The organism is Pseudomonas sp. S30_BP2TU TE3576, assembly GCF_050436025.1.
GTDB lineage: Bacteria > Pseudomonadota > Gammaproteobacteria > Pseudomonadales > Pseudomonadaceae > Aquipseudomonas.
The window spans coordinates 3,916,514-3,939,726 of the sequence record NZ_JBNDLK010000001.1 but is presented as its reverse complement, the minus strand read 5'-3'; the positions used below and the strand labels follow the sequence as shown (position 1 = coordinate 3,939,726).

The 23,213-nt window shown below is 61.4% G+C and carries 16 protein-coding genes; 7 read left to right on the top strand and 9 right to left on the bottom strand.

The features are described 5' to 3' along the window. Positions 1-172: 172 nt before the first annotated feature. Positions 173-4,489: an Lhr family helicase gene (locus ABIA48_RS17920; protein ID WP_429490303.1), complete on the top strand. Its 4,317-nt coding sequence runs from the start codon at positions 173-175 to the stop codon at positions 4,487-4,489. Between the two features lie 119 nt (positions 4,490-4,608). On the opposite strand, the gene ABIA48_RS17915 is transcribed toward ABIA48_RS17920, so the two are convergent. After that, a complete protein-coding gene (locus tag ABIA48_RS17915; protein ID WP_429490301.1) occupies positions 4,609-6,738 on the bottom strand; it encodes a mechanosensitive ion channel family protein in 2,130 nt (709 codons plus the stop codon). A gap of 220 nt (positions 6,739-6,958) precedes the next feature. Between ABIA48_RS17915 and ABIA48_RS17910 the strand changes: the two genes are divergently transcribed. The 4 genes from ABIA48_RS17910 to ABIA48_RS17895 all read left to right on the top strand — a co-directional run bounded on the left by ABIA48_RS17910 (position 6,959) and on the right by ABIA48_RS17895 (position 11,446). Next, positions 6,959-8,170, top strand: coding sequence for an MFS transporter (locus tag ABIA48_RS17910; RefSeq protein ID WP_429490299.1), 1,212 nt, complete (start codon positions 6,959-6,961; stop codon positions 8,168-8,170). A 201-nt stretch (positions 8,171-8,371) separates the two neighbouring features. Further along, the gene (locus ABIA48_RS17905; RefSeq protein WP_429490298.1) at positions 8,372-9,184 is read left to right on the top strand and encodes an endonuclease/exonuclease/phosphatase family protein; all 813 of its coding nucleotides are present in this window, start codon (positions 8,372-8,374) and stop codon (positions 9,182-9,184) included. Continuing rightward, positions 9,181-10,473, top strand: coding sequence for a cardiolipin synthase ClsB (gene clsB / locus ABIA48_RS17900; protein ID WP_429490296.1), 1,293 nt, complete (start codon positions 9,181-9,183; stop codon positions 10,471-10,473). The genes ABIA48_RS17905 and clsB overlap by 4 nt, the downstream gene beginning before the upstream one ends. Continuing rightward, the gene (locus ABIA48_RS17895; protein WP_429490294.1) at positions 10,460-11,446 is read left to right on the top strand and encodes a lysylphosphatidylglycerol synthase domain-containing protein; all 987 of its coding nucleotides are present in this window, start codon (positions 10,460-10,462) and stop codon (positions 11,444-11,446) included. The genes clsB and ABIA48_RS17895 overlap by 14 nt, the downstream gene beginning before the upstream one ends. A 140-nt stretch (positions 11,447-11,586) precedes the next feature. Here the strand turns inward: ABIA48_RS17895 and ABIA48_RS17890 are convergent, their stop codons facing one another. The 3 genes from ABIA48_RS17890 to ABIA48_RS17880 form a co-directional block, all read right to left on the bottom strand. Then, entirely contained in the window at positions 11,587-12,354 is a 768-nt protein-coding gene (locus tag ABIA48_RS17890) for an alpha/beta hydrolase family protein (protein ID WP_429490292.1), read from the bottom strand. Next, on the bottom strand, positions 12,344-13,453 hold the full coding sequence (locus ABIA48_RS17885; RefSeq protein ID WP_429490291.1) for a DUF3182 family protein: 1,110 nt from the start codon (positions 13,451-13,453) through the stop codon (positions 12,344-12,346). Before ABIA48_RS17885 ends, ABIA48_RS17890 begins: the two co-directional genes overlap by 11 nt. A gap of 300 nt (positions 13,454-13,753) precedes the next feature. Continuing rightward, positions 13,754-14,746: a GlxA family transcriptional regulator gene (locus ABIA48_RS17880; RefSeq protein WP_429490289.1), complete on the bottom strand. Its 993-nt coding sequence runs from the start codon at positions 14,744-14,746 to the stop codon at positions 13,754-13,756. A gap of 102 nt (positions 14,747-14,848) precedes the next feature. Here ABIA48_RS17880 and ABIA48_RS17875 point away from each other — a divergent pair, with 102 nt between their 5' ends. After that, a complete protein-coding gene (locus tag ABIA48_RS17875) occupies positions 14,849-15,397 on the top strand; it encodes a cysteine hydrolase family protein (RefSeq protein WP_007984431.1) in 549 nt (182 codons plus the stop codon). A 104-nt stretch (positions 15,398-15,501) separates the two neighbouring features. Here ABIA48_RS17875 and ABIA48_RS17870 read toward each other — a convergent pair whose 3' ends face one another. Both ABIA48_RS17870 and ABIA48_RS17865 read right to left on the bottom strand, forming a co-directional pair. After that, entirely contained in the window at positions 15,502-16,020 is a 519-nt protein-coding gene (locus ABIA48_RS17870) for a single-stranded DNA-binding protein (RefSeq protein ID WP_007984430.1), read from the bottom strand. A 9-nt stretch (positions 16,021-16,029) separates the two neighbouring features. After that, positions 16,030-17,427, bottom strand: coding sequence for an MFS transporter (locus tag ABIA48_RS17865; protein WP_429490287.1), 1,398 nt, complete (start codon positions 17,425-17,427; stop codon positions 16,030-16,032). Between the two features lie 191 nt (positions 17,428-17,618). Here ABIA48_RS17865 and uvrA point away from each other — a divergent pair, with 191 nt between their 5' ends. Further along, a complete protein-coding gene (gene uvrA / locus ABIA48_RS17860) occupies positions 17,619-20,453 on the top strand; it encodes an excinuclease ABC subunit UvrA (RefSeq protein WP_429490285.1) in 2,835 nt (944 codons plus the stop codon). A gap of 64 nt (positions 20,454-20,517) precedes the next feature. Here the strand turns inward: uvrA and bfr are convergent, their stop codons facing one another. The 3 genes from bfr to rplQ all read right to left on the bottom strand — a co-directional run bounded on the left by bfr (position 20,518) and on the right by rplQ (position 23,210). Beyond that, positions 20,518-20,982: a bacterioferritin gene (gene bfr, locus ABIA48_RS17855; RefSeq protein WP_007984427.1), complete on the bottom strand. Its 465-nt coding sequence runs from the start codon at positions 20,980-20,982 to the stop codon at positions 20,518-20,520. Between the two features lie 149 nt (positions 20,983-21,131). After that, positions 21,132-22,586, bottom strand: a complete 1,455-nt coding sequence (locus tag ABIA48_RS17850) for a catalase (protein WP_429490283.1) — start codon at positions 22,584-22,586, stop codon at positions 21,132-21,134. A 237-nt stretch (positions 22,587-22,823) separates the two neighbouring features. After that, entirely contained in the window at positions 22,824-23,210 is a 387-nt protein-coding gene (rplQ, locus tag ABIA48_RS17845) for a 50S ribosomal protein L17 (RefSeq protein WP_007970429.1), read from the bottom strand. Between the last annotated feature and the right edge of the window lie 3 nt (positions 23,211-23,213).

Genomic DNA, 23,213 nt, shown 5'->3' with positions numbered 1-23,213 from the left:
CGGGATTTGTGGTGCTGCCACTGGCCTCATCGCGAGCAAGCTCGCTCCCACAATGGTTTTGTGAACACCGCCCCCCTGTGGGAGCGAGCTTGCTCGCGATGGGGCCCTGTCAGTCAACAGAGATCCCCGAGCGGTACTTGCATCTTCAGCCCCCACCCGCATAACTTGCTGCATGAACCTGCCCATCCCCGCAGACAGTGCCCTGAGCGGCTTTCACCCTGCCGTCAGCGCCTGGTTCAGCCACACATTCCCAGCGCTCACCGCCGCCCAGGCCCGGGCGTGGCCGTTGATCCGCCAGCGCCGCTCGACCCTGATCGCCGCGCCCACCGGCTCCGGCAAGACCCTCACGGCCTTTCTCGCCGTCATCGACGACCTGGTGCACCGCGGCCTGGAATCCGCCGAAGGCCTGCCCGACGCAACCCTGGTGGTCTACGTCTCGCCGCTCAAGGCGCTGTCCAACGACATCCAGATCAACCTGCAAAACCCGCTGGCCGGCATTACCGGGCAATTGCGCGTGATGGGCCTGCCCGAATTGCAGATCACCACCGCAGTACGCACCGGTGACACGCCACAAAAAGACCGTTCGGCGATGCGCAAGACGGCGCCGCACATTCTGGTGACCACCCCGGAATCCCTGTACGTGCTGCTCGGTTCTGATTCCGGCCGGCAGATGCTCGGCACCACACAAACGGTGATCGTCGACGAGATCCATGCCATGGCCGCCAGCAAACGCGGCAGTCATCTGGCCTTGAGCCTCGAACGCCTGCAAGCACTCTGCCCGGAACCGCTTCTGCGCATCGGCCTGTCGGCCACGCAAAAGCCCATCGAAGCGGTGTCGCGCTTCCTGGTCGGTCGCGACCGTCCGTGCGAGATCATCGACATCGGCCACGCCCGCCCCCGCGACCTGGACATCGAAGTGCCGCCCGTGCCGCTGTCGGCCGTGATGGCCAACGATGTCTGGGAACTGGTTTACGACCGCCTCGCCGCCCTCGCCCGCGAGCACCGGACCACGCTGATTTTCGTCAACACCCGGCGCCTGGCCGAACGCCTGAGCCGGCACCTGAGCGAACGCCTGGGCAAGGACGCCGTCGCGGCCCACCACGGCAGCCTGGCCAAGGAATTTCGCCTGGACGCCGAGCAGCGGCTCAAGCGCGGCGACCTGCAAGTACTGATCGCCACGGCATCGCTGGAACTGGGGATCGACATCGGCGACGTCGACCTGGTGTGCCAGATCGCCTCGCCGCGTTCGATTGCCGGTTTTCTGCAACGGGTCGGCCGTTCCGGGCACCAGGTCGGCGGCACGCCCAAGGGCCGCTTGTTCGCCACCACCCGCGACGACTTGATCGAATGCGCCGCCCTGCTCGACTGCGTGCGCCGGGGTGAACTCGACACCTTGTTGATCCCGCAAGCGCCGCTGGACGTGCTGGCACAGCAGATCATCGCCGAGGTCAGTTGCCAGGAGTGGCCGGAGCAAGCGCTGCTAGAGATGTTGCGCCGTGCCTCGCCCTACGCCGGGCTCGACGACAAACACTACCAGGCGCTGCTGCAGATGCTCGCCGAGGGTTACAACGGGCGTCAGGGCATCCGCAGTGCCTACCTGCACCGCGACGCCGTGAGCCGCACCCTGCGCGGGCGCCGTGGCGCGAAACTGACCGCAGTGACCAGTGGCGGGACCATTCCGGACAATGCCGACTACAGCGTGCTGCTGGAGCCTCAAGGGCTGAACATTGGCACCATCAACGAAGACTTCGCGGTGGAAAGCATTGCCGGGGATGTCTTCCAGTTGGGCAATACCTCCTATCGAATCCTGCGCGTGGAAACCGGCAAGGTCCGGGTCGAGGATGCCCAGGGTCAGCCGCCGACCATTCCGTTCTGGCTCGGGGAAGCACCGGGGCGCAGTGCCGAATTGTCTTCGGCGGTGGCGCGCTTGCAGGCACAACTCGACGACTTGCTGGGTGCTGCGCCAGGCAACTTGCAGCCAGCACTCGACTGGCTGACCGAGACCCTGGGCCTGAACGTCGCCGGCGCCGAACAACTGGTGGATTACCTGGCCCGTGCGCGACAAACGCTGGGTGCCCTGCCGTCGCAAGACACGCTGTTGATGGAGCGTTTTTTCGACGAGTCAGGCGGCACGCAACTGGTCATTCACACACCGTTCGGCAGCCGCATCAACCGCGCCTGGGGCCTGGCCCTGCGCAAGCGTTTCTGTCGCACCTTCAACTTCGAATTGCAGGCCGCCGCCAGCGAAGACGCCATCGTGCTGTCGCTGTCCACCAGCCACAGCTTTGAACTGGACGAAGTCTGGCGCTACCTGCACAGCAACAGCGCCGAGCACATCCTGATTCAAGCCGTGCTCGACGCGCCGCTGTTCGGCGTGCGCTGGCGCTGGAATGCCGGCGTGGCCCTGGCCCTGCCGCGCTACAGCGGCGGGCGCAAAGTCCCGCCGCAAATCCAGCGGATGAAAAGCGAAGACCTGATCGCCAGCGTGTTTCCCGATCAGATCGCCTGCGTGGAAAACCTCGCCGGCGAACGGGAGATTCCCGACCATCCACTGGTGGAGCAGACCCTCGACGATTGCCTGCACGATGCCATGGACACCCAAGGTTGGCTGGCACTGTTGCGGCGTATGGAACGCGGCGACATTCGCCTGATCAGCCGCGACTTGCCGGCGCCTTCGCCGCTGGCGGCGGAAATTCTCAGCGCCCGCCCCTACACCTTCCTCGACGATGCACCGCTGGAGGAACGCCGCACCCAAGCGGTGCTCAATCGCCGCTGGAGCGACCCGCAATCCACCGATGATCTCGGTGCGCTGGACGCCGAGGCGATTGCCGCCGTGCGCGACGAAGCCTGGCCAGCGCCCTCCGGTGTCGATGAAATGCACGAAGCGTTGATGAGCCTGGCGTGCATCACCGATATCGAGGCTCGGGCCAACCCGCAGTGGTTCGACTGGCTCAATACCCTGGCCGACAGCGGACGCGCCAGCCGTTTGCAGATCAACGCCGGGCAATCGTTGTGGCTGGCACTGGAGCGCCTGACTTGCCTGCGGGCGATCTATCCACAAGCCGAATTGATGCCATCCCTGCCAGCGCTGCCGGACTTCGATGAAGCCTGGGAACCCGACGAAGCCGTACTCGAACTGATCCGCGCACGGCTCAGCGCCTTCGGGCCACTTGCGCTCAATCGGATTGCCGAACCAGTCGGCTTGCCCGCTGCACAAGTGAACCAGGCCCTGGCGCAACTGGAACGCGAAGGCTACGTACTGCGCGGCCGCTTCACCCCGGGCACCGCCGGGGAAGAATGGTGCGAGCGGCACTTGCTGGCGCGGATTCACCGCTACACGGTCAAGCGCCTGCGTCGGGAAATCGAACCGGTGGCGTTGCAGGACTTCATGCGATTCCTGTTCGACTGGCAGCATGTGTCGACCGCGAGCCAGGTCCAGGGCGCGGCAGCATTGCCAGCCGTTACTGCGCAATTTGAAGGCTACCCAGCCGCCGCTTCAGCCTGGGACAGCGACATCCTGCCGACGCGAATCAAGGACTACTTGGCGACGTGGCTGGATGAGTTGTGCCGCAGCGGCAGACTGGTGTGGACGCGCCTTACCGCGCATAACAAAAGCGCCAGCACCGCGCTACGCAGTACGCCAATCGTGTTGCTGCCGCGCAACCGGGTCGGACTCTGGAGCGGCTTGACCGAACAGACGCCGGTCAGCGAACTGTCGCCGAAAACGCAAAAGGTCCACGCCGCCCTCAGCCAGCACGGCGCGCTGTTTTTCGATGAGCTGATCCATGAGGCGCACTTGCTGCGTTCGGAGCTGGAAATCGCCCTGCAGGAACTGGTGGGTGCGGGGCTGGTAAACGCCGACAGCTTCGCCGGATTGCGCGCACTGATTACCCCGGCCAGCAAGCGCCAGCCCCGCAACAGTCGGCGCGGACGCGGGGCATTTATCGGTGGCATGGACGACGCCGGGCGCTGGGCCTTGCTGCGCCGCACGCCTGCCGCACCGGCGGTGGAAAACCAGCGTGCCGCGCCGACGCCGGGCGACACCCTGGAACACATCGCCATGACCTTGCTGCGGCGCTACGGCGTGGTGTTCTGGCGCTTGCTGGAGCGTGAGGCGGACTGGCTGCCGAGCTGGCGGGAACTGTTGCGTACTTTCCATCGCCTGGAGGCACGCGGCGACATTCGCGGCGGGCGTTTTGTCAGTGGCCTGGCGGGCGAACAATTCGCCCTGCCCGAGGCGATTCCATTGCTGCGGGAGGTGCGACGCCGGCCCCATGACGGAAGTTTGGTCGCGGTGTGCGGGGTCGATCCGCTGAACCTCGCCGGCACGCTATTGCCCGGCGTGAAGGTCCCGGCGCTGGCGAGCAATCGGCTGGTGTATCGCGACGGATTGCCGGTCGCTGCCGAGATTGCCGGCAAACTGCTTTTTTGGTTGGAGCTGGATCAGCAGGCGAGTGCCGAGGTGCGCAGCAAGCTGATCCGGCATTGAGGGTGTCTGGTCTGGCCCCTTCGCGAGCAAGCCCGCTCCCACAGTTGATTTGTGTCGTTCACAAATCCCCCTGTGGGAGCGGGCTTGCTCGCGAAGGGGCCAGTACTGTCGACAAAAAACTATTGAGACCGCGGCCGATCCGGTATCAGCACCGCCGCATGCTCCGGCTCAGCTCCAGCCTCCAGCGCTGGCTCGGCCGGATGCCGCGGCACCAGCGCCTGTTGTGGATAAGTTTGCGCGAAATGCACCCACGGGCAGTTATCCACAAGCTTTTTCAAACGCTGGTTGAACGCCCGGCTCACCGCATATTGACCACCGGACACCGTACGGAATTGCGCGGTCAGCACCACGCCGTTGAGGTCCATTTTGTCGACGCCAAACACATCCAGCGGCCCTTGCAGGTTGTAGCGCAGGAACGCGTCGCTGCTGATGGAATGCCCGGCCTCGCGGATCAGTTCAATGGCCTTGTCGACATCGGTGTCGTAGGTGAATTGCACCGAGAAAAACGCATAGGCGAATTGCCGCGATTGGTTGGTCACGGCCTTGATCTGGCCGAACGGCACCGAGTGCACGAAGCCCTTGCCATCACGCAGGCGCAAGGTGCGGATGGTCAGGCCTTCGACCGTGCCGGCGTGCCCGGAGTCGAGCACCACCCAGTCACCGATGGACAGGGTGTCTTCGATGATGATGAACAACCCGGTGATCACATCCTGTACCAGTTGCTGGGAACCGAAACCGATCGCCAGCCCGACGACCCCGGCACCGGCCAGGAACGGTGCGACGTTGATCCCCAGGTTGGCCATGGTGGTGATCGCGCAGACCACCACCAGGATGATTTTGATCGCGTTACGCAGCAACGGCAGGATGGTCTTGATACGCGTACTCGGCTGGCGCGCCGAGCGCTTGTTGGCCGGTGGTTTCAGGGCTTCCTGAATCGCCGTGTCGAGCACTACCCAGACCATCCAGGTCACCAGCAGGATCAGGCCGATGTGGCTCAGGGAATCACTGATCGCCCGGCCCACGGCATTGCTCACCGCAAACTCGAACAATGACACGCCCCAGATTCGGCCGAGGATATCGATAAAGACGACGGCCATGCCGATACGCAGCAAGGCGTGGGACAGGTTGAGGAAGCGCTCCTTGTATGCGCCGCTGCGGCGCTGGTCCGCTTCGCTGCGCGCCTTGAACAGATAATGCAGCGTGGTGCTGAGAAACACTGTGGCAATCAGCAACACCGTGGTGAACAAGGCGCTGCGCAGCACTCTTTGGTTGTCCGCCCCGGCGCCGATCAGGTTGATCACCGAAACCAGCACCATCAGCAGAATCGGCCAATACCAGAGCCCGGAAAAAATCCGCAGGGTTTCACGTAATGCCGGTTGGCCAAGACGTTGAGCCAACGGCAGGATACGGATCACATGAGCGACCGGGCGACGCATGCGAATCACCAGCAAGCCGAAGGCAATCGAGGCCGCCAACCCGGTGAACACCGCAATGCTGCTGGTGAGGTTGCTGCCCAGTTGAAGGGAGATCTGCGGACTGGTCAGGGCATCGCTCAAGGCCACCAGAAAGCCGATACCAAACAAAGGCCGGGGACTTTTCTCACGGATGATCTGCACCGCCCGGCGCTTGTGGCCGGCATTGAACACCATCATCAGCGACATCACCAATGATGCGGCAAAGATCCCCGCGCTTGTGGCATAAGCCAAACACAGCGCCAGCGCCCGGCCGGCCGATATCGGCAAAAACTGGCTGGCATAAATCGTCAACGGCAAACTGATCACCGCCGGTAGGGCGTAGGGCAGCACGTAACCGAGCAACGCCTGGCCCCGTTCGCGCCTCTGCAGTAAACGCTGCTCGCACAGGCGTCTGGCGGTCAGCCGCCCAAGCAGCCAAAGCCCGGCAAACACGGCCGCCCACACGCAGGTCAGCAGTAGGAAATCCCCGGTGACACTCCAGGGCGAACGGGCCGATGGCTGATTGACCAGTTGCTCCACTTCATCGGCTGCGCGATCGGCACGCAGGCGCCAGGCGTCGACCAGGTTTTGGTTGAGATCGAGTTTGGTCTGGGCCTCGTCGATGCTTGAACTGATGGCACCGAGCAAACCGCCCTGTACCAGCGGCTCGGGGTGGGCCAGTGGTGTCGCGGCGGTCGCAATGGCCGGCAGCCCCGGTATTGCGGCGGCTTCCAGTTCCTCGCTGCCCAGAAGCAGTAACGCCCCCAGCAGTATCGCGCTCTTGAGCCTGATCAAAGCACCCGCTCCTTTGGCAGTGTCTGTAAGGAACTGATCGAGAAATGCCGGGCAAGTTCGGGCATTGCCAGCGAATAGCCGGATGGCGGCGCCACAAGTATGCACCCGCCTTCGCGATATTTGATCTGTACGCAAATATCAAATGTCCATCCCTGTATTTTTCCGCACGAGCAAAATCCCGACACTGCGCTCCATCGAATCAACCACCGGAGTTGCAGCCATGCCCATTGCCCTGCTCGCGCTGACCCTCAGCGCCTTCGCCATCGGGACGACCGAGTTCGTCATCGTTGGCCTGTTACCCACCATCGGCGCCGATCTCGGCGTCAGTCTGCCATCCGCTGGCCTGCTGGTCAGCCTGTATGCCCTTGGCGTCGCCGTCGGCGCCCCGGTGCTGACCGCCCTCACCGGCAAGGTGCCGCGCAAATTGCTGCTGTTGTCGCTGATGGTGCTGTTCACCCTGGGCAACCTGCTGGCGTGGCAAGCACCGAGCTACGAGTCGTTGATCCTCGCCCGAATCGTCACCGGTCTGGCCCACGGGGTGTTTTTCTCGATCGGCTCGACCATCGCCACCAGTCTAGTGCCGAAGGAAAAAGCCGCCAGCGCGATTGCCATCATGTTCACCGGCCTGACCGTCGCGCTGGTCACCGGCGTGCCGCTGGGGACATTCATCGGCCAGCATTTCGGCTGGCGTGAAACCTTCCTTGCCGTTTCGGCACTGGGTGTCATCGCCTTCATCGGCAGCCTGATCTACGTGCCGAAAACTATCGCCCACAGCAAACCCGCGTCGTTGTTGCAGCAATTGCAGGTACTCAAGCAACCTCGCCTGTTGCTGGTTTATGCGATGACGGCAGTCGGCTACGGCGGCTCGTTCATTGCCTTTACTTTTCTCGCACCGATTCTTCAGGACCTCTCCGGCTTCAGCGCCAGCACCGTCAGCCTGGTGTTGCTGGTCTATGGCATCTCCGTGGCCGTCGGCAATATCTGGGGCGGAAAGCTGGCGGACAAACGCGGTCCGATCAGCGCTCTGAAAATCATCTTTGCCCTGCTCGCCGCCGTGCTGTTCGCGCTGACCTTCACGGCCGGCAATCCTTGGCTGGCGTTGGCCACCGTGCTGGTCTGGGGCGCCGTGGCATTCGGCAATGTGCCGGGATTGCAGGTGTACGTGGTGCGCCAGGCCGAACATCACACGCCCCATGCCGTGGACGTGGCATCCGGCCTGAACATTGCGGCGTTCAACCTCGGCATTGCCGGTGGCGCCTGGGGCGGTGGCCTGATCGTCGCCCACATGGGGTTGATTCATACCGCATGGATCGGTGGCCTGGTGGTGCTGGTGGCGCTGGCATTGACCGCGTGGAGTGGACGTCTTGATCGCCTCGGCCCGGTGTTCGCCGAACCGGCCGAGGGCTCTGCCCGCATTATCGCCGGCCACTGATAAACCCTGTGGGAGCGGGCTTGCTCGCGAAAGCGGTGTGTCAGTCACCTCATTGTTGAGTGTGCCGACGCCTTCGCGAGCAAGCCCGCTCCCACACTGGATGGATGTGAGTTCAAGTCGGGTACCGTCCGTAGCCCCATCGAAACTTTCGCCACTGCCCCAGAGTCATCCAAAAACAGGTGCAGTCAAGCGGCAGGTGACATGACAGCGAATCACACCGGTATTCCCACACACTCAAACGCAACCGACACGCAGGTACAGGGTCCGTCCGTCACTTGTCGTTTCACGGTGCTGACGGTCAACACCCATAAAGGTTTCACCGCACTCAACCGGCGTTTCATCCTGCCGGAACTGCGTGAAGCGGTACGCAGCGTGTCTGCCGACGTGGTGTTTTTGCAGGAGGTCCACGGCACCCACGAGCAGCACCCCAAGCGCTACACCAACTGGCCGACGATGCCGCAATACGAGTTCCTCGCCGACACCCTGTGGCCGCAGTTCGCCTATGGACGCAATGCGGTGTATCCGGCGGGCGATCACGGCAATGCGCTGTTGTCGAAATTCCAGATCATCCGCCACGACAACCTCGACGTATCCATCAGCGGGCACGAGAACCGCGGGCTGTTGCATTGCGTGTTGCGCTTGCCCGGCGACGGCCAGGAGGTACATGCCATTTGCGTGCACCTGGGGCTGCGCGAAACCCACCGCACAGCACAACTGAAATTGCTCGCCCAGCGCCTGGACGCCCTGCCCGGCGACGCCCCGGTCATCGTCGCCGGAGACTTCAACGACTGGCGCCAGCGCGCCGATGCATTGCTCAAGCCCAGCGGTCTGTGTGAAGTCTTCGCCGCGCACCATGGCAAACCGGCGCGCAGTTTCCCGGCGCGCTTGCCGGTATTGCGCCTGGACCGCATCTACGTACGCAACCTCAAGGCCAGCCATCCACGCGTGCTGACAATCCGGCCCTGGTCGCACCTTTCCGACCACGCCCCGTTGTCCGTGGAGATCGAGCTATGAGCCGCCAGTCGATGGAAAAAACCACGCTGGAACACATCCCCGCTCCGCCCACCCGCGAGCCGATAGCGGTCGATGTCGAATACGGCTGGCAAGGCAGTAACCGCGTCGAGTTGCTGGAAAACGGCGAAGCGTATTTTCCCCGGGTGTTTGAAGCTCTGCGCCGGGCGCAAAGTGAAATCCTGCTGGAAACCTTCATCCTGTTCGAGGACAAGGTCGGCAATGAGCTGCAACAGATCCTGATCGAAGCCGCTCGGCGTGGCGTGCGCACCACCGTCAGCCTCGACGGCTTTGGCTGCGGTGAACTGAGTACCGGCTTCCTCACCGACCTGACCGCTGCCGGCGTCCACCTGCAAATGTTTGACCCGGCACCGAAACGCCTGGGCATCCGCACCAACTGGTTCCGGCGCCTGCACCGCAAGATTGTGGTGGTGGACGGCACCATTGCCTTCATCGGCGGGATCAATTTTTCCGCCGATCACCTGGCCGATTTCGGCCCCGAGGCCAAGCAGGATTATTCGGTGGAAGTGCAAGGCCCGGCCGTGGCCGACATCCATCACTTCGCCCTGCTGCAATGCGGTCGCCCGGTGCGGGCCAAATACTGGTGGCAGCGGCGCCGGTTGCGGCGTTCGGAACTGGCCCTCAACGGTCATGATGGCCAGGTGCGGCTGGTGTACCGCGACAACGGGGAACACCCGAACGACATCGAAGAGGTTTACCGCCAGGTGCTGCGTCAGGCGCAGCGGCGAGTGGTGATCGCCAACGCCTACTTTTTTCCCGGTTTCCGCTTGCTGCGTGAAATCCGCAACGCCGCGCGCCGGGGCGTGGATGTGCGGCTGATCCTGCAGGGCCAGCCAGACATGCTGGTGGCCAGGCTCGCAGCGCGCATGACCTACGATTACTTGCTCAAGTCCGGCGTGAAGATCTACGAATATTGCGACCGCCCGCTGCACGGCAAGGTCGCGTTGGTGGACGAAGACTGGAGCACCGTCGGCTCGAGCAACCTCGACCCGTTGAGTCTGTCGATGAATCTGGAAGCCAACGTGCTGATCCGCGACCGCGACTTCAATCGTCATCTGTTCGATCGCCTGGAAGACCTCAGCGATAACCACTGCAAGGTCATGTCTCCCGACATCGCGCCACGCGGGCGTGTCTGGCACATGACCATCGGCTTTCTGGTGTTTCACTTCCTGCGGCACTTCCCGGCGTGGGCCGGTTGGTTGCCGGCGCATAAACCTCGCCTGAAACCCTTCCCTCGTCCGACCGGGAGCGCTGACCATGAACCGCGCTGAGACCCACGCGCCGGCCCCCGCCAAACATTCGGGCAAGTCCCACTGGAGCCGCTGGAAACGACCGCTGACGATGCTGTTTTTCCTGATGCTGATCGTGCTGTTCACAATGCTCGCCCAGCGCATCGAGTGGGACGAAGTGTTCGATAACCTGGCCGACTTCAAGGTACGCACGCTGATCATCGCGTCGGGGCTGACCCTGGCGAGTTTTCTGGTGTACGCCTGCTTCGACCTGATCGGCCGCACCTACATCCGCCAGAACCTGACGTGGAAACAGATCCTGCCCGTGGGGATCATCAGCTACGCCTTCAACCTGAACCTGAGTGCCTGGGTCGGCGGCATCGCCATGCGTTACCGGTTGTATTCACGGCTCGGGGTCAGCAAGAGCAACATCGCGAAAATCCTTGGCCTGAGCCTGGCAACCAACTGGTTCGGCTACATGGTGATTGCTGGCGCGGTGTTCAGCAGCGGGCTGGTGCGCATGCCGCCGGGCTGGAAACTCAGCAGTAGCGCACTGCAAGGCGTGGGGGTCTTGTTATTGCTGCTGAGCGCCGGGTACCTGGCGGCATGCCGGTTTGCCAAGCGTCGGGAGTGGGCGATTCGCGGCATGGAGATTGACCTGCCGTCGTTGCGCATGGCCGTGCTGCAACTGGCGCTCGGGGCACTGAACTGGTCGCTGATGGCGGCGGTGATTTTCATGTTGCTGCCGGGCAAGCTCGACTATCCACTGGTGCTGGGGGTGTTGTTGATCAGCGCCATCGCTGGAGTCATCACGCACATCCCGGCCGGGCTCGGCGTGCTCGAGGCGGTGTTCGTGGCGCTGCTGCAACACGAGTTTTCGCGGGGCAGCCTGGTGGCGGGCTTGCTGGCCTATCGGGCGATTTATTTCATCCTGCCGTTGTTGATTGCCCTGGTGATGTACCTGCTGGTGGAAGCCAAGGCCAAGTCGTTACGGATTGCGAAGAAACCCAAATAATTTGTAGTGCTTCCAGGACCGCCATCGCGAGCAAGCCCGCTCCCACAGTTGATCGGTGATGAACACATTCTTTGTGAACACTTGCAGACATTGTGGGAGCGGGCTTGCCTGCGAAGGCGTCCGCAAGCACAGCGCAAATCTCAGGACGATTGAATAATGCTCAACCGCTCCCCCACCACCATCTCGGTAATCCAGTCCACCAGAATCGAGGTGTAAGCCTGCTGTGAAACCGGGTCGCTCAAGGCATGGTCGGCACCGTCGATGATGCGGTGGGTCAGCGAGTGAGTCTGCTGGCACGCCGCGCGGTAACTCATGATCGTCGCGTGGGGTACGTAGTCGTCGGTCTCCGACTGCACCAACAGCACATCCCCGGTGAACAGCGAACAGGCATGCAAGGCACGATTGCTGTCGACGCACACCAGGGTGCTTCGGTAATCGCGCAGATCCAGCTTGTCCAGATCGCGTTTCGGCGTGTGCCATTGCTCGTCGCGATACAGCGCCGGCACCCGCAGCGCCAGCCAGCGAACGGGCCTGAGCGAGGTCAGAATCGCGGCCAGATAACCGCCGTAACTGGTGCCGACCACGGCAATCGCCGAGGTATCGAGGGCCGGGTGCGCGAGCAAACGGTCATAGGCCGCCAGCAAATCACGCAAATTGTCTTCCCGGGTCACCCGGGACAATGGAATGCCAGTGCCACCGGTGCCGCCGGTGTGCCCGCGCAGGTCGAAGGTCAGGCACACACAGCCCAACCCGGCGATACCTTTGGCGCGTTCCAGATCCCGTTCCTGACTACCGCCCCAGCCGTGCACGAAGAGCACGCCGGGGACCTTCGATTTGGGACTCAGAAAAGTCCCGCTCATCTGTTCATTGTCTATGTCGATTTGAATGGATTCGCTTCTAGCCGTCATAGGATTCAACCGTCACGTACTTGAGGAGAAAGTCATTGGTCTGCGCCGGCCCGCGGTACACCTCGATGGCGTCTGCCGGCAGCGGCCGATCGATGTAGGACTCCACCGACGACACACGAATCGCGCGTACTCCCGGATCGTCGACGAAGCTCTGCAGGGCCGCCACCTCGGCGCTACTGGCACCGCCCATGCGCCAGGACTGTTCGAGCACGCCACTGCGCCGCTGGCCGTTGCTGCCAACGCCCTGGGCGATGTCGTAGTTGCGTCGCGATGCATAAAAACCCGGATAGGCTTCATCCGCCGCCTTGTCGAAAACCTGTGCCTGATGGATCGCCAGGCGCACGTCTTCCGGCAGATCCAGCGTCAGTAATTGGTCATAGCCACCCGGCACCACCAGCAGATTGGACCCGCCATACACCTGTTCACCCTGAGCGTCCTCGGTCAGGTATTGATCACCGCAGTAACTGAGTACCTTGTTACCGATAAAACTCTGGCCAACGCTGTGGGTGATCACTTGGCCCAGATCCTGTTCGAGCACCACGCCTTCGCTGAACGCAGCCTCAGCCTCCGGCCTGGCAAGCACTTCATCGAACTCGTCGAGGCTCTTGATCACTTCCTGACCGCGCCCGGCGCAGGCATGAATCGGCTTCAGGCGGATCGGCCCGGCGTATAACAAATGTTCCGCCGCCGGTCGTGCATCCTTCACGGAAAACACACTGAGGCCATCCAGCACTACGCTACGCACCCGCTCGGAAAACAACGGCGCCCAGCCTGGCGGTGCCTGGGCATGGCGGTTCAACAAGCCGTGACTGATGGCTTTGGTGCAGATGAAGTCGTGGTCGACATAACCGCCCCACAAATCCTCCGGCCCCTTGACCCCCAGTTGCCGGGCAGCTGCAGCACCCACCAGAGTCTGGGTCGGCAACAGATAGAGGTCCCGCCCGTCGTGCAACTGCGGGTCGTAGCTGCCGCCGTACTTGAGCCGCAAAATCTGCGCCAGCCAACGGGCCAGCGCACGGTTGGTTTCGACTTCATGCAGCGGCGCGTCGGCGAGCACCGAATGGGCGACCACCAGTTTCTTGCAGTTTGTCGGGGTCATGCATCCCCCTTCAATCGACGCTTGATGAATGTAGCTGAGGGGGTGCAGAGATCAGGCCAAGCTGCAGTACAGGGAAACTGTTTTCAAATCAGCCGGTTGGGTAAAACGTGATGGCATGGGGCCTGTTTTATTCTGCACGATGCCCTTTGATATGCCGGCATTTTGCACGACTCCAGCCCACACCCCAGACCCTGTGGGAGCGAGCTTGCTCGCGATGAGGGCATGACATTCAACATTGATGTGTCTGGAACATCGCTATCGCGAGCAAGCTCGCTCCCACAGGGAATCGAGGTGATGCGACTACCGTGCAACCGATCCAGGGCTCACCCCGAACCGCGTCCGATAATCACTCGGCGCCAGCCCGGTGATTTTCCTGAACGTCGCGCGAAACGCGCCGGGGTCCTGATAACCCACCGCCCAGGCAATGTGGTCGATGGTGCCGTTGGTGAATTCGAGCATTTCCCGGGCCTTGCCGACTCGCAGATGCTGGCAGTATTCGGTGGGTTTGAGCCCGGTGGCTGCGCGGAAGCGGCGCAGGAAGGTGCGCTCTTCCAGCCCTGCCTTTTCGGCCATCGCCGCCAGCGACACATCGGTTGCCCCGGTGCTTTGCAGCCAGTGTTGCACCTTGAGGATCGGGGCATCGCCATGACTGAGGATCGGCGCAAAGTTGCTGCCGCACTCACTGGCGCTGTCGCTGTGCTCCACCACCAGAAAACGTGCGGTGTGGGTGGCGATGCTCGGCCCCAGCAGCCGGTTGACCAGACGCAAACCCAGTTCGGACCACGCCATCAGCCCGGCGCTGGTAATCAGGTCGCCGTCATCGACAATCGGCGTATCGGCTTTGAGCCTGATCGCCGGATAACGCTCGGCGAAGGTTTTGGCCGAAGTCCAGTGGGTGGTGGCGCTGCGACCGTCGAGCAGACCGCTTTCGGCCAACAGGATAGACCCCACGCAAACCCCGCCAAGCGTCGCGCCACAGGCATGTTGCTGGCGTAACCAGTGGATCAGTCCCTGTGGCGCCTTGTCCTCGGAAAAACCGGCAATCGACGGCGGAATCAACACGGCCACCAAGGCACGCTCCGGGCCAGGATGGCTGTCGAAGACCCGAACCGGCGCCTGATCGCCTTCGACCTGCCAATGACTGACCCGCAGCAGCGGCAACTGCGCAGACTGATGCTCGGCGGCGATCCGGTTCGCCACCCCGAACAAATCCGTCAACCCATGCACCGCCGCCATCTGCGCGCCGGGATAGATCAGCACACCCAGTTCGGCGATTGCCCTTTCTGCATCCATTGTCAGTTTTCCCCCTTCTATTGTCGGTACGGCCAATCCCCGGATCGCCTGCCAGAGCCAATACTTCATTCCACATCCAACACACATTTCGAGGAAACAGTCATGGCCAGGCAAGCGCTCATCGTAGTCGATATCCAGAACGACTACTTCCCCCAAGGCAAGTGGCCACTGGTCGGTGCCGACGCCGCCGCAGACAACGCCGCACGCCTGATCAAGGCCTTCCGCGACGCGGGGGATCCGGTGGTGCACATCCGCCACGAATTCACCTCCGAAGAGGCGCCGTTTTTTACCCCGAACTCCGAAGGCGCCAAGCTGCACCCCAAAGTCCTCAACCGCGCCGACGAACCGGTGGTGCTCAAGCACTTCGTCAATTCATTTCGCGAAACCGGGCTGAAATCGATCCTCGACGAGCAAGACATCAAGGAGCTGGTGATCGTGGGCAGCATGAGCCACATGTGCATCGATGGCATCACCCGTGCGGCGGCAGATTTTGGCTATAAGGTCACCGTGATCCACGATGCCTGCGCGACCCGTGACCTGGAATTCAATGGCGTGACGGTTCCGGCGGCGCAGGTTCATGCGGCGTTCATGGCGGCCCTGGCCTTTGCTTACGCCAGCGTGGTCTCGACCGACGAGTTCATCGCGGCCTGAGTCTGCAACTAAATCTCACCGCCCATAAAAAACCCGCACTTCAGACCGAAGCGCGGGTTTTGTTTTGTCAGCTTGCTGCTTGTAGCTTGAGGCTAGCAGCTGCTTTAGAACGGAATATCGTCATCAAAGCTGTCGAAATCCGGAGCCGGCTGAGGAGCTGCCTGCTGTGGCGCCGGGCGCGACTGCTGCGGTGCCGATTGCTGTGGACGCGGAGCCTGCTGGCGCGGAGCGGATTGCTGGTAGTTGTTACCGCCGCCCTGGCCCTGTTGGTCGCCCTGTGGACGGCCGCCCAGCAGTTGCATGGTGCCTTGCATGTCGACCACGATTTCGGTGGTGTAACGCTTGATACCGTCTTTTTCCCACTCGCGGGTCTGCAGCTTGCCTTCGATGTAAACCTGCGAACCTTTACGCAGGTATTCGCCAGCGATTTCCGCCACTTTGCCGAACATCGACACACGGTGCCATTCGGTCTTTTCGACTTTCTGACCGGTTTGCTTGTCGGTCCACTGTTCGCTGGTCGCCAGACTCAGGTTGGTCACGGCATTACCGTTAGGCAAGTAGCGAACTTCGGGATCCTGGCCGCAAGTGCCGACCAATATGACTTTGTTAACCCCACGGGCCATAACGTTCTCCTAGGCTACGCACGCTGCCCCGGCCGGGTTGTTCACCAGGCACTCAAGGGTGGTGCGATCCAATAGTTCGGTGTCCAGTTTGATGTAAATCGCCGCCTCATCTGCGACGATGACTGCATCTGTTACCCCTACGACCGCCTTCAGGCGCTCGACCAGACCCGCTTCGCGGATCGCCTCGGGCGACAACGGCAAGCGCAGGCTTGTGACGTAGGGAGGTTCGCGCATGGTAACAGCAAAGGCCAGCCAGAGGGCAGCCAGACCGGCGCATCCGAGGAACACAACCGACAGACCGCCATGCTGGAACAGCCAGCCACCGAGGATTCCCCCCAGTGCCGAGCCGAGGAACTGGCTGGTGGAATAAACCCCCATCGCCGTGCCCTTGCCGCCTGCCGGTGAAACCTTGCTGATCAGCGATGGCAACGAAGCTTCCAGCAGATTGAATGCAGTGAAGAACACCACCGTACCGATCACCAGAGCCCGCAAGCTATCGCCGAACTGCCAGAAGAATAGCTCAGTGAGCATCAACGTCACGACGGCGCCGAGTAAAACTCGTTTCATTTTGCGTTTCTTCTCGCCATAGATAATGAACGGGATCATGGCGAAGAAAGAAATCAGCAGCGCGGTCAGGTACACCCACCAGTGCTGCTCTTTGGGCAACCCGGCTTTCTCGACCAGCGCCAGCGGCAAGGCGACGAAGCTGGACATCAACATCGCGTGCAACACGAAAATGCCCAGGTCCAGACGCAGCAGATCCGGATGCTTGAGTGTCGGGATCAGCGCCTGGCGCGCGATACCGGATTCGCGGTGCTGCAACGGGCCGGTGGAGCGCGGCACCATGAACATCACAATCACGATGCCGAACAGCGCCATGCCGCCCGTGGCAAGGAACAGCCCGGACAGCCCGAAGGCACGGGTCAGCAGCGGGCCGACCACCATGGCCACCGCAAATGACAGGCCGATGGTCATGCCGATCATGGCCATGGCCTTGGTCCGGTGCTGCTCGCGGGTCAGGTCGGACAGCAAGGCCATGACCGCCGCGGAAATCGCCCCGGCGCCCTGCAGGATTCGCCCGGCGATCACGCCCCAGATCGAATCGGCATTGGCGGCCAGCAGACTGCCGAGAGCAAAGACGATCAAGCCAAGGTAAATCACCGGGCGACGGCCGATTCGGTCGGAAATGAAACCGAACGGAATCTGGAAAACGGCCTGCGTCAGGCCATAAGCGCCAATCGCCAGCCCGATCAGGGCCGGCGTAGCCCCGGCCAGATCCATCCCATAGGTCGCCAGTACCGGCAACACCATGAACATGCCAAGCATACGGAAGGCGAACACCAGGGCCAGACCGCTTGCTGCGCGGGTCTCGCCGCCACTCATGCGCTCGCTGTGGGGATCGTGCATGGAAAAACCTCATGTGAACCGGCGCCGATTCTACCAGCCCCATCGATTGGCGGGGTATATCGCGACGCTTTGACGCGCATTGCTGACACACTCTTCATGTAAGACAGTAACCCTCTCGTTTGATAGTGTGCATCCATCCAGTATTTGGCCGTATACTCCTACGTTTTCGACGCCCGCCAAGCGAGGCCACCTTGGACAAGATCCTGATTCGTGGGGCTCGAACCCACAACCTGAAGAACATCGACCTGACCCTGCCACGGGACAAGCTGATCGTCATCACCGGCCTGTCCGGCTCCGGCAAGTCGTCCCTGGCGTTCGACACCCTGTACGCCGAAGGTCAGCGCCGCTACGTCGAATCGCTCTCGGCCTACGCCCGGCAGTTCCTGTCGATGATGGAAAAACCCGACGTCGACACCATCGAAGGCCTGTCGCCGGCGATCTCCATCGAACAGAAGTCCACCTCGCACAACCCGCGTTCGACGGTCGGCACCATTACCGAAATCTACGATTACCTGCGCTTGCTGTATGCACGCGTGGGTATTCCCCGTTGCCCGGACCACGACATTCCGCTGGAAGCGCAGACCGTCAGCCAGATGGTCGACCTGGTCCTCGCCGAACCGGAGGGCAGCAAACTGATGCTGTTGGCCCCGGTCATCCGCGAGCGCAAAGGCGAGCACCTGTCGGTCTTCGAAGAACTGCGCGCCCAAGGGTTCGTCCGTGCCCGGATCAACGGCAAGCTTTACGAGCTGGACGAAGCCCCCAAGCTCGACAAGCAGAAAAAACATTCCATTGATGTCGTGGTCGACCGCTTCAAGGTCCGCGCCGACCTGCAACAACGCCTGGCCGAATCCTTCGAAACCGCGCTGAAGCTGGCGGACGGCATCGCCCTGGTGGCACCGATGGACGACGAGCCAGGTGAAGAGATGATCTTCTCCGCACGCTTCGCCTGTCCGATCTGCGGCCACGCCATCAGCGAACTGGAACCCAAGCTGTTCTCCTTCAACAACCCGGCCGGCGCCTGCCCGACCTGTGATGGTCTGGGGGTAAAACAGTTCTTCGACATCAAGCGCCTGGTCAATGGCGAACTGACCCTGGCCGAAGGGGCGATTCGCGGTTGGGACCGGCGCAACGTCTATTACTTCCAGATGCTCGGCTCGCTGGCCTCGCACTACAAGTTCAGCCTGGAAGTGCCGTTCAACGAACTGCCCGCCGACCAGCAGAAATTCATCCTGCAAGGCAGCGGCTCACAAAACGTCGATTTCAAATACCTGAACGACCGTGGCGACATCGTCAAACGCTCGCATCCGTTCGAAGGCATCGTGCCAAACCTGGAGCGCCGCTACCGCGAAACCGAATCGGCATCGGTGCGCGAAGAGCTGGCCAAGTTCCTCAGCACCCAGTCGTGCCCGGACTGCCGCGGCACCCGCCTGCGCCGTGAGGCGCGACACGTGTGGGTTGGCGAGAAAACCCTGCCGGCAGTGACCAACCTGCCGATTGGTGATGCATCCGATTATTTCGGCGGGCTCAAGCTCACCGGTCGCCGTGGCGAAATTGCCGACAAGATCCTCAAGGAAATCCGCGAACGCCTGCAGTTCCTGGTCAACGTCGGCCTCGACTATCTGTCGCTGGATCGCAGTGCCGACACCTTGTCCGGTGGCGAGGCCCAGCGCATCCGTCTGGCCAGCCAGATTGGCGCCGGTCTGGTGGGCGTCCTGTACATCCTCGACGAACCCTCTATCGGCCTGCATCAGCGCGACAACGACCGGCTGCTGGGCACCCTCAAGCACCTGCGCGATATCGGTAACACGGTGATCGTGGTCGAGCACGACGAAGACGCCATTCGCCTGGCCGACTACGTAGTGGACATCGGCCCGGGTGCTGGCGTGCACGGCGGGCATATCGTCGCCGAAGGCACACCGGCCGAGGTCATGGCGCACCCGGACTCACTGACGGGCAAATACCTGTCGGGCCGGGTGAAGATCGAAGTCCCGGCCAAGCGCACACCGCGCAACAAGAAGTTGACGCTGTCGCTCAAGGGCGCGCGCGGCAACAATTTGCGCAATGTCGACCTGGAGATTCCAATTGGCCTGCTGACCTGTGTCACCGGCGTGTCCGGCTCAGGCAAGTCGACCCTGATCAACAACACACTGTTCCCCTTGAGCGCCACGGCGTTGAACGGGGCAACGACGCTTGAGGCAGCCGTCCACGACAGCATCAAGGGCCTGGAGCACCTGGACAAGGTGGTTGATATCGACCAGAGCCCGATCGGTCGCACACCGCGCTCCAACCCGGCGACCTACACCGGATTGTTCACACCGATCCGCGAGTTGTTCGCGGGCGTACCGGAGTCCCGCTCCCGAGGCTACGGGCCGGGACGTTTCTCCTTCAACGTCAAGGGTGGACGCTGTGAGGCTTGCCAGGGCGACGGCCTGATCAAGGTAGAGATGCACTTCCTGCCGGACATCTATGTGCCGTGCGATGTCTGCAAGAGCAAGCGTTACAACCGTGAAACCCTGGAGATCAAGTACAAGGGCAAGAGCATCCACGAAACCCTCGAGATGACCATCGAGGAAGCGCGGGAGTTCTTCGATGCCGTACCGGCACTGGCACGCAAGCTGCAAACGTTGATGGACGTCGGCCTGTCGTACATCAAGCTGGGGCAGTCGGCGACCACGCTGTCGGGCGGTGAAGCCCAGCGGGTGAAACTCTCCCGCGAGCTGTCCAAGCGCGATACCGGTAAAACCCTATACATCCTCGATGAACCGACCACCGGGCTGCACTTCGCGGACATTCAGCAACTGTTGGACGTGTTGCATCGACTGCGCGACCACGGCAACACCGTGGTGGTGATCGAACACAACCTGGACGTGATCAAGACCGCCGACTGGCTGGTGGACCTGGGTCCAGAGGGTGGTTCCAAGGGCGGGCAGATCATTGCCGTCGGCACGCCGGAGGAAGTGTCCGAGATGAAGCAATCTCACACCGGCTACTACCTCAAGCCACTGCTGGAGCGTGACCGGGCTTAACCGGGACCCATGAAAAAGCCCCTGTCACTTCGTCAGTGACAGGGGCTTTTTTGTATCCGCTGAATCAGGCGTGGGATTGCAGGTAGTTCTCAAGCCCGATCAACTTGATCAGACCCAACTGCTTCTCGAGCCAGTAGGTATGATCCTCTTCGGTGTCATGCAATTGAACCCGCAGCATTTCGCGACTGACATAGTCCTTGTGCTGCTCGCAGAGCGTGATGCCTTTGCACAGCGCAGCACGGACCTTATATTCCAGACGCAAATCCGCTTCAAGCATCTCGGTAACGGTGGTGCCGACATCCAGATCATCAGGACGCATACGCGGCGTACCCTCGAGCATCAGAATCCGGCGCATCAGGGCATCGGCGTGCCCGGCTTCTTCTTCCATCTCGTGGTTGATTCGTTCGTAGAGCTTGGTGAAACCCCAGTCCTCATACATCCGCGAGTGGACGAAATATTGATCACGCGCGGCCAGTTCGCCGGTCAGCAACGTGTTGAGGTAATCGATCACATCTGGGTGGCCTTGCATCGCCCTACATCTCCCTGCTTGAAAGTTGTAGTTTGAACCAACATGTCCCTATCGTCACTCGCCAGACGCAATAAAAGCGAAGATATTCTGAGAAAAGCAGCTTAAATAACGCAAAAAACCGCCCAAACAAGGGCGGTTCTGCTTCTCATTTAGACTTCGTTAAGCTGTACGTTGAGCAGCTTTGCGATTGCTTCTCCATACGCCGGGTCAGCCTTGTAGAAATGCTGCAACTGGCGGTCAACCACATCACTCGACACACCCGCCATCGCACCGGCGATGTTGCTGACCAGCAGTGATTTCTGCTCCTCAGTCATCAAGCGGAACAACGCGCCGGCGTGGCTGTAGTAATCAGTGTCTTCGCGGTGGTCGTAACGATCGGCGGCACCATTCAGGGCCAATGCGGGCTCTGCGTAACGAGGTGCCTGCTTCGGCGATTCTACGTAGCTGTTTGGCTCGTAGTTCGGCGCCGCACCGCCATTGCTGCCAAAGGCCATCGAGCCATCGCGCTGATAGGTGTTGACCTGACTGCGCGGAGCGTTGACTGGCAACTGTTGGTGGTTGGTGCCGACACGGTAGCGGTGAGCATCCGCGTAGGCGAATACCCGCCCCTGCAGCATGCGATCCGGCGACAGACCAACGCCGGGTACCATATTGCTGGGGCCGAACGCCGCTTGCTCGACTTCCGCGAAGTAGTTCTGCGGGTTGCGATTGAGCTCCAGCTCTCCGACTTCAATCAGTGGAAACTCTTTTTGCGACCAGGTTTTGGTCACATCAAACGGATTCTCGTAGTGCGCTGCCGCCTGAGCCTCGCTCATGAGCTGAATGCACACGCGCCATTTCGGGAAATCACCGCGCTCGATGGCATTGAACAAGTCACGCTGGGCGTAATCCGGATCTGTACCCGCCAGACGCGCTGCCTCGGCAGGAGCAAGGTTCTTGATCCCTTGCTGGGTCTTGTAGTGCCACTTCACCCAGTGACGCTCACCTTGGGCGCTGATCAGGCTATAGGTGTGACTGCCGAAGCCGTGCATGTGGCGGTACCCGTCAGGAATACCCCGATCGGAAAACAGGATGGTGACCTGATGCAGCGCCTCGGGCGAATGCGACCAGAAGTCCCACATCGCCTGGGCACTTTTCAGGTTGCTTTGCGGCAAACGCTTCTGGGTGTGGATAAAGTCCGGAAACTTAAGTGGATCGCGAATGAAGAACACGGGAGTGTTGTTGCCGACGATGTCCCAGTTGCCTTCCTCGGTGTAAAACTTCAAGGCAAACCCGCGTGGATCACGCTCGGTATCGGCCGAGCCACGCTCACCACCCACGGTGGAAAACCGCAGGAAAGTCGGGGTTTGCTTGCCGACTGCCTCAAACAGCTTTGCGCTGGTGTATTGAGTGATATCGCGCGTCACGGTGAACGTACCGTAGGCACCCGAGCCTTTGGCGTGCACACGGCGCTCAGGGATGTTTTCACGGTTGAAGTGGGCAAGCTTCTCGATCAGATGAAAGTCGTCGAGCAGCAGCGGGCCACGAGGGCCGGCGGAACGGGAATTCTGGTTATCGGCAACAGGAGCGCCACTGGCGGTGGTAAGCGTTTTGTTTTGGCTCATGCGATCTTCCTTCCTCTGTCGGTCTTGAACTGCCGGCTATCGGCTGAGAAGGAGTATTGATCATCAACGTTACACCTACAAATTCATTAACTTGCAGGCATCGATAGATAAAAACTAATGATCATCCCCATCACATAATGACGATGTGGACGAAGGAGACGCTTGTACAAACGGTGCGTTTCTTACAGGCACAAAAAACCGGGCACTAGGCCCGGTTCTTTGTTTCAGACTGACGTCTTACTCGGCGGATACAGCTTCGCCGGCAGTAGCACGATCAACCAACTCGACGTACGCCATAGGCGCGTTGTCGCCAGCGCGGAAACCGCACTTGAGGATGCGCAGGTAGCCACCCTCACGGGTAGCGTAACGCTTGCCCAGGTCGTTGAAGAGCTTACCAACGATAGCTTTCGAACGAGTACGGTCGAAAGCCAGACGACGGTTAGCAACGCTGTCTGTCTTGGCCAGAGTGATCAGCGGCTCGGCAACGCGGCGCAGTTCTTTGGCTTTTGGCAGAGTAGTTTTGATCAGCTCGTGCTCGAACAGCGACACCGCCATGTTTTGGAACATGGCCTTGCGGTGCGAGCTGGTGCGGCTCAGGTGACGACCACTTTTACGATGACGCATGGT

What these genes read in the sequence shown, in the direction of transcription:
- ABIA48_RS17920 (WP_429490303.1), top strand. Translation starts at nt 173, where the DNA reads ATGAACCTGCCCATCCCCGCAGACAGTGCCCTGAGCGGCTTTCACCCT.
- ABIA48_RS17910 (WP_429490299.1), top strand. Translation starts at nt 6,959, where the DNA reads ATGCCCATTGCCCTGCTCGCGCTGACCCTCAGCGCCTTCGCCATCGGG.
- ABIA48_RS17905 (WP_429490298.1), top strand. Translation starts at nt 8,372, where the DNA reads ATGACAGCGAATCACACCGGTATTCCCACACACTCAAACGCAACCGAC.
- clsB (WP_429490296.1), top strand. Translation starts at nt 9,181, where the DNA reads ATGAGCCGCCAGTCGATGGAAAAAACCACGCTGGAACACATCCCCGCT.
- ABIA48_RS17895 (WP_429490294.1), top strand. Translation starts at nt 10,460, where the DNA reads ATGAACCGCGCTGAGACCCACGCGCCGGCCCCCGCCAAACATTCGGGC.
- ABIA48_RS17890 (WP_429490292.1), bottom strand. Translation starts at nt 12,354, where the DNA reads ATGACGGCTAGAAGCGAATCCATTCAAATCGACATAGACAATGAACAG.
- ABIA48_RS17885 (WP_429490291.1), bottom strand. Translation starts at nt 13,453, where the DNA reads ATGACCCCGACAAACTGCAAGAAACTGGTGGTCGCCCATTCGGTGCTC.
- ABIA48_RS17880 (WP_429490289.1), bottom strand. Translation starts at nt 14,746, where the DNA reads ATGGATGCAGAAAGGGCAATCGCCGAACTGGGTGTGCTGATCTATCCC.
- ABIA48_RS17875 (WP_007984431.1), top strand. Translation starts at nt 14,849, where the DNA reads ATGGCCAGGCAAGCGCTCATCGTAGTCGATATCCAGAACGACTACTTC.
- ABIA48_RS17870 (WP_007984430.1), bottom strand. Translation starts at nt 16,020, where the DNA reads ATGGCCCGTGGGGTTAACAAAGTCATATTGGTCGGCACTTGCGGCCAG.
- ABIA48_RS17865 (WP_429490287.1), bottom strand. Translation starts at nt 17,427, where the DNA reads ATGCACGATCCCCACAGCGAGCGCATGAGTGGCGGCGAGACCCGCGCA.
- bfr (WP_007984427.1), bottom strand. Translation starts at nt 20,982, where the DNA reads ATGCAAGGCCACCCAGATGTGATCGATTACCTCAACACGTTGCTGACC.
- ABIA48_RS17850 (WP_429490283.1), bottom strand. Translation starts at nt 22,586, where the DNA reads ATGAGCCAAAACAAAACGCTTACCACCGCCAGTGGCGCTCCTGTTGCC.
- rplQ (WP_007970429.1), bottom strand. Translation starts at nt 23,210, where the DNA reads ATGCGTCATCGTAAAAGTGGTCGTCACCTGAGCCGCACCAGCTCGCAC.